Source organism: Haladaptatus sp. HS23 (assembly GCF_056892285.1).
Genome location: NZ_JBXGLH010000040.1, coordinates 1 through 5,036 on the forward strand (window position 1 = coordinate 1; position 5,036 = coordinate 5,036).

The following is a 5,036-nucleotide window of genomic DNA, read 5'->3' on the forward strand; positions in this document are numbered from 1 at the left end:
TAACCACGGCGATTGATACCGCTCTCGACCAGCTATCTCTTCCAACAGTGAGCAACTACTTCTAATGTCTACTATAGACTCGCTTGCAGGTGCAGTCTGATGTTCTTTCGCGTAGAGGTCGGATCAGTTGTCGACAGTTTCTGAGATAGCGTTAGAAAGAGCAGAGCTATTTAAAGAGATGAACTGGTTCACGCGCAAAGCCGAGGTATTCCCCGACCCAACATGGGTATGGCACAAGTAACATCGACAGACACCATAGAATCCCCTACACAACCGGATATTCATCGGTTTACGAAATATGGTCTGTTGGCAGTTCTCATCAGTATAATCGCCAATGAAATCCTCCGTGTAATCGCATACCAATTTATTGCCATTGCTGCCGATTTTTGGCCATTAAAATGGGGAACAGTGATCACAAGTACAGCTATCACGACGATTGGAGCAACCGTTGTCTACTGGGTAAGTACTCGCTTTTCACAACGACCAAACCGAACATTTGTGATCGTTGCAACCCTTGTATTACTACTCTCGTTCGTGTCATTCATAGCACCTCCACCGGTCTTAGAAAAGATGCCAATATCAGTAAGCGTGGTCTTAGCAGGAATGCACGTGAGTGTCGCAGTCATCTGCGTCTACTTGTTAACTCGGATCACGGATACCACAGTAGCGACCGACATCCAGGATAACGATACTTCATCAGAATAGAATGAATCACTTGAATAGACAAGCGCGCCTCGTCCCGGCTATAGCCCTTTTCTTTTTAGCTCCTCTCATCGGAGAATTCCTTCTCGGTAATCTACCGATCACATGGCTGTGGGCTCTGTTGGCGCTTGCTCCGCTCTATGGTGGAGGTGCACTATTAATTCGTGAAATAGCCCGTCACTTTCAGCTTGGATGGCCGAGCATGGTGCTTCTCGGCCTCACATATGCCGTTGTCGAAGAAGCATTCGTAACCCAGTCACTGTTCAATCCAAATTATCTGGGATTACGGTTACTTGATTATGGGTACATCAACAGTATCGGGATCAGTATCTGGTGGACCGTTTTTGTCCTGGGAATCCATACCATCTGGAGTACTGCCGTACCGATTGCATTAGTTGAGTGCCTCGTTCCAGAAATTCGCCACACTCCCTGGTTGCAGCCAGGGGGATTGATTGTAACCACGATACTCTTCGTGGTAGGTTGTGTGGTAACATTCACATTTCAGCAAGGGAATCCGTTCATGGCGTCACGAATGCAGTTTTTCGGGAGTGCCATTGTTGTAGTGACTTTGGTAACTCTTGCTCTCGGTCTTGGTCGAACCGAACTGAATATTCGTCCTAGCGGACGATCACCACCCAATACTCGAATAGTTGGGGTAACTGCCTTTCTATTGGGTTCTGTGTTTATGTCGCTTGCCATACTTCATGACGAAATTCCAGCAACGCTAAATGCAGCGGGAATGATGGCTGTGGTGATATTTGGAGGGACAGTTCTCATTCGATGGTCGCAACGTTCAGGGTGGTCAGTAAATCACGATTTGGCAGTTCCCAGTGGCTTGTTACTTACCTACACATGGTATGGGTTTGTCCAGATTCCTTCTACTGGTAGCACTAGTCCGCTTATTGACGCCATCGGGAATGTACTCTTTGCTAGTTGTACGGTGATTCTACTCATACTCGCTAAAAAGCGGCTAGAGAAGAGAAATCGCGAATTTGCGCGGTCGAAGCAATTGCCCGGGTATTATCGAAACGAACCCAGTACCGACAAGTTGGAATAACGAAAACCCCACTAATCAGTACAATATAATGCTTGAAGAATATGGATACGTCGTGAACGTTGATGGCGTCGTTGTCAAAAACGACGAGTACCTGTTCATTGAACGCGGTGAAAATGAAGATCACGCTGCCGGTCTATTGTCGTTCCCAGGAGGTAAAATCGAACAGTTGCCTGGCGGCACAGAAACGATTGAGAAAACAGCTGCCCGTGAACTGGATGAGGAGGTCGGTGTCAAAGTCGGAGACATCGAGTATGTCTGTAGCACAACATTCGAGGCCGGCGACGGTACTCGCTGTCTCAATATCGTCGTTCTTTGTGAGTACGTGGCGGGTAGTGCCCACCCTCGAGCTACCGATGAGGTTGCTGCAGTACATTGGCTCTCCTATGATAAAATCAAAGCTCGAACTGACGTTCCGGAGTTCATCGAACGCTTCGTAGACCGCACCGAAGAGGTTCGTAATTCTACGTAAGGTTCGTTTGAGTTCTGCTGAATCCTTCCTTGATTTGTTGATCAGTCGAAAACGCAACCGACCACGCTCGAGGCGTACCCGTCGGAGGACGACGACGAGACCGAATCCGAAGACTGTGACTGCGATGGCCTCGGTGGCTTCCCGTGCTGGCCGTGCGTTCGTACGGGACGAAAAGAACTGCCGAACTAGCCACCATTTTAGTTATTGGCAGTTCCTTCAATTGTTGTCCACTGACTTTTCTACTAGAATGCTGTAACATACGCCTAGTAACGCACCAACTCCTAACAGTCCGACTATGCCAACTTCTGAATTGATCCCCTCTGCACTGTTCTCGAAGTGGTAGAGACTCCACAAGGTGTCTGGTATCCCAAGTGTAAACGATGCAACCCCAAGGCTGTCAAGTACTATCGGAGCGATCAGCATCAAAAGGAAGGCACTACCGATGGTGATCCCAATACCAACAATCATCCCGCGAAGTACTCCACGACGTGGTTCAACTGAACGATTGGCTCTGGTATCGCCATAGATTTTGAGACCTGTTATGTTGTCTACAACGCGAACAGTTGCCGGATACCGAAGTAATAACCGAGCCATGAAGAGGTCACCGACTGCACCGCCTGCATTCACCGCAAGCGGTGCCAACAAGATCGGCCACTGAAAGATAATTGCGAGCGTGAATAGAACAACTGTCAGCACGACAAGCGGGGCTAGGGCGACAGCGAGAAACTGATTTCGTGTGAGTGATTCGTCACTCGTAGCATAGGCATACGGAAGGACAAACTGCGTTACACCGAAGCCATACCGTGGATTTGCACCAAACTGCTTCATCACTACTCCATGGATAAGTTCGTGAATGACGATGACGCCGAGTGTGAGACCGATTAAGAGCACGCCCATTCCAACCTGACTCGCTGCATTCTCCGGCCCAATTGTCAGCGAAATATTCCCCGTCTGATTTGTGAATGCAGTATATAGACCGCCTAACCCGAACAATGCAGCAACAAATCCAATACTACTGAATGCCGTCCACTCCAATGCAACACGGCGGGAGACAGTAAATTGCTCAAGAAGGCTCAATTTGTCGATTCTATCCGTTTTATTGGCCATGGCGGTATTGTTTTCAGCGATATTTTTCAGATGGCGTGTCATATCATACTACTTGTCTAGAAACTATATGAAGCTAATGAGACTTCTCCTTTCCTTGCACGATTGTATACTGCATATTTCCCACCCCTGTCGGTCGACGCGATCGACTGGGATGTCTCACACCGAGCCCAACGACAGGCAGGCGTCACAAAGTACGACCCTGCAACCGAGGCAATCACAATCGCGCTGACCTGGAAGGCTTACGAGCAACACGGGTGGGAGCAATTCAGCGAAACTATCCGGAACGAACTCATCCCTGCCTGGCAACGAGTTCAGCGACGCAGATCATGGGCGAACGTTCGCCCGCTGGACGGATACCCTCGATAGAATCCAGCATTGCGAGCGGTTCAAGTCGCCGAATTGGTGGGTGATTTGCGAGGGCTGCGGTGAACGATTCGAGCGCTACCAGCGCTCGAAGGTCGTCAAACACTCCGAGCAGTACAGCTGTGGCAACTGCGGTGGGTCGCTCCGCGTCGAGGAGGTCACCGAATGACGCGTAAGTACCAGTGTCCCCGTTGTCTACGGGTTGTTGGGACGATAACGGTGGCGGGTCCGTTGCGGGTTCATGTGAGTCCGTGCGGCCATCGTCTCGCTGCTCCCGATGCAGTGCTTGCAATGGGTGACCTGCATCCACCGCGCCCTGATGTGTGGGCGACGGATTTCCTCGCTGACTCTCACTGACTCCCGCGAACGCATTCGCCCCTCCCTTATTCACCCATTCGTTCGTTTTTTCAGTGGTACAGATGCTAACAGTAGTTAGAATATCATACTAATCTACATAGCTCTGCTGAAGTTCTCAGAGCGTGGCAGGAATGGTGTACTGAAGACAGAGGATAAGCCTCGCACCCGATGGCTTAATTGCTACTGCAAATACATCTCTGCTATGGTGGAAAATAATCACTCTTTGATTCCCCGTCGTTCCTCGCTACTCGCATTCCTTCCAGTAGTTCTACTCTTACTCCTCGTTCCATTCTTCCTGAATACGCCCTATTACCCAAATCTTGGATTTCTGTTGATTTTCGGCTCCTTCGGGAGTGGTGTCGTTTTCTTTTTGCTGTCACCGATTCCGTACATATATTGGGAGAACTCAAAATGGAGCATTGCTCTGTTCTTTCTTGGCAGTTCTCTCACTGCAGGATCTGTATTATTATATCTTTTTTACGGCTGTGTCTTCGGATGTGCGGCATGAAATACTATTGAACGATACGCGCTCTATATACAGGCAACTCGTTAGAACCTATCTCCTCTTGGGGTTTCAAAAAGCCCATGTTAGTAGTCTATGCTAACCCTGGCATATTTACTTTCGCTCTGGCTGGCGACTATTTACAGTGATTCCGAGCAGAGACTCCATGTATGTCCACCTTTCTTTGCTCAGCGTTTCGTGAGAACTGCCCGATAACACAGACATAGTACGAAGCGATGTACAATCTATGCTAAAGAACGGACGTGAATGATCACTCAAAATGAGGATTATTCTTTTCCGGTTAAATCCATAAGCGGAAGTGGACACACCCCGGGAGCCCCGAATCGATCTGTGCGCAGTCTGGGCTACAAACTCCTCACCATTAAAGAGCTAAGCATATCCACCGTAACGCATTCTGCAAGCACATGGCTCTATAGTGAGAGATTGTGGTAAGACACATGTTTTTATAAAATGCATTC

The 5,036-nt window shown here is 48.8% G+C and carries 5 protein-coding genes; 3 read left to right on the forward strand and 2 right to left on the reverse strand.

Translation table 11 applies throughout. The features are described from left to right. The first annotated feature begins 228 nt into the window (after nucleotides 1-228). The 3 genes from AC1XDK_RS30570 (at nucleotide 229) to AC1XDK_RS30580 (ending at nucleotide 2,228) form a co-directional block, all read left to right on the forward strand. The gene (locus AC1XDK_RS30570) at nucleotides 229-705 is read left to right on the forward strand and encodes a DUF6069 family protein (RefSeq protein ID WP_483353801.1); all 477 of its coding nucleotides are present in this window, start codon (nucleotides 229-231) and stop codon (nucleotides 703-705) included. Nucleotides 706-904: 199 nt separating this feature from the next. Further along, nucleotides 905-1,759, forward strand: a complete 855-nt coding sequence (locus tag AC1XDK_RS30575) for a hypothetical protein (RefSeq protein WP_483353802.1) — start codon at nucleotides 905-907, stop codon at nucleotides 1,757-1,759. Between the two features lie 28 nt (nucleotides 1,760-1,787). Next, entirely contained in the window at nucleotides 1,788-2,228 is a 441-nt protein-coding gene (locus AC1XDK_RS30580; RefSeq protein WP_483353803.1) for an NUDIX domain-containing protein, read from the forward strand. Between the two features lie 216 nt (nucleotides 2,229-2,444). On the opposite strand, the gene AC1XDK_RS30585 is transcribed toward AC1XDK_RS30580, so the two are convergent. Further along, a complete protein-coding gene (locus AC1XDK_RS30585) occupies nucleotides 2,445-3,377 on the reverse strand; it encodes a DUF3267 domain-containing protein (RefSeq protein ID WP_483353804.1) in 933 nt (310 codons plus the stop codon). Nucleotides 3,378-3,624: 247 nt separating this feature from the next. Further along, nucleotides 3,625-4,089: a hypothetical protein gene (locus AC1XDK_RS30590; RefSeq protein ID WP_483353805.1), complete on the reverse strand. Its 465-nt coding sequence runs from the start codon at nucleotides 4,087-4,089 to the stop codon at nucleotides 3,625-3,627. Nucleotides 4,090-5,036 lie beyond the last annotated feature (947 nt).

Coding starts and splice junctions, on each gene's coding strand:
- AC1XDK_RS30570 (WP_483353801.1), top strand. CDS start 229: ATGGCACAAGTAACATCGACAGACACCATAGAATCCCCTACACAACCG.
- AC1XDK_RS30575 (WP_483353802.1), top strand. CDS start 905: ATGGTGCTTCTCGGCCTCACATATGCCGTTGTCGAAGAAGCATTCGTA.
- AC1XDK_RS30580 (WP_483353803.1), top strand. CDS start 1,788: ATGCTTGAAGAATATGGATACGTCGTGAACGTTGATGGCGTCGTTGTC.
- AC1XDK_RS30585 (WP_483353804.1), bottom strand. CDS start 3,377: ATGACACGCCATCTGAAAAATATCGCTGAAAACAATACCGCCATGGCC.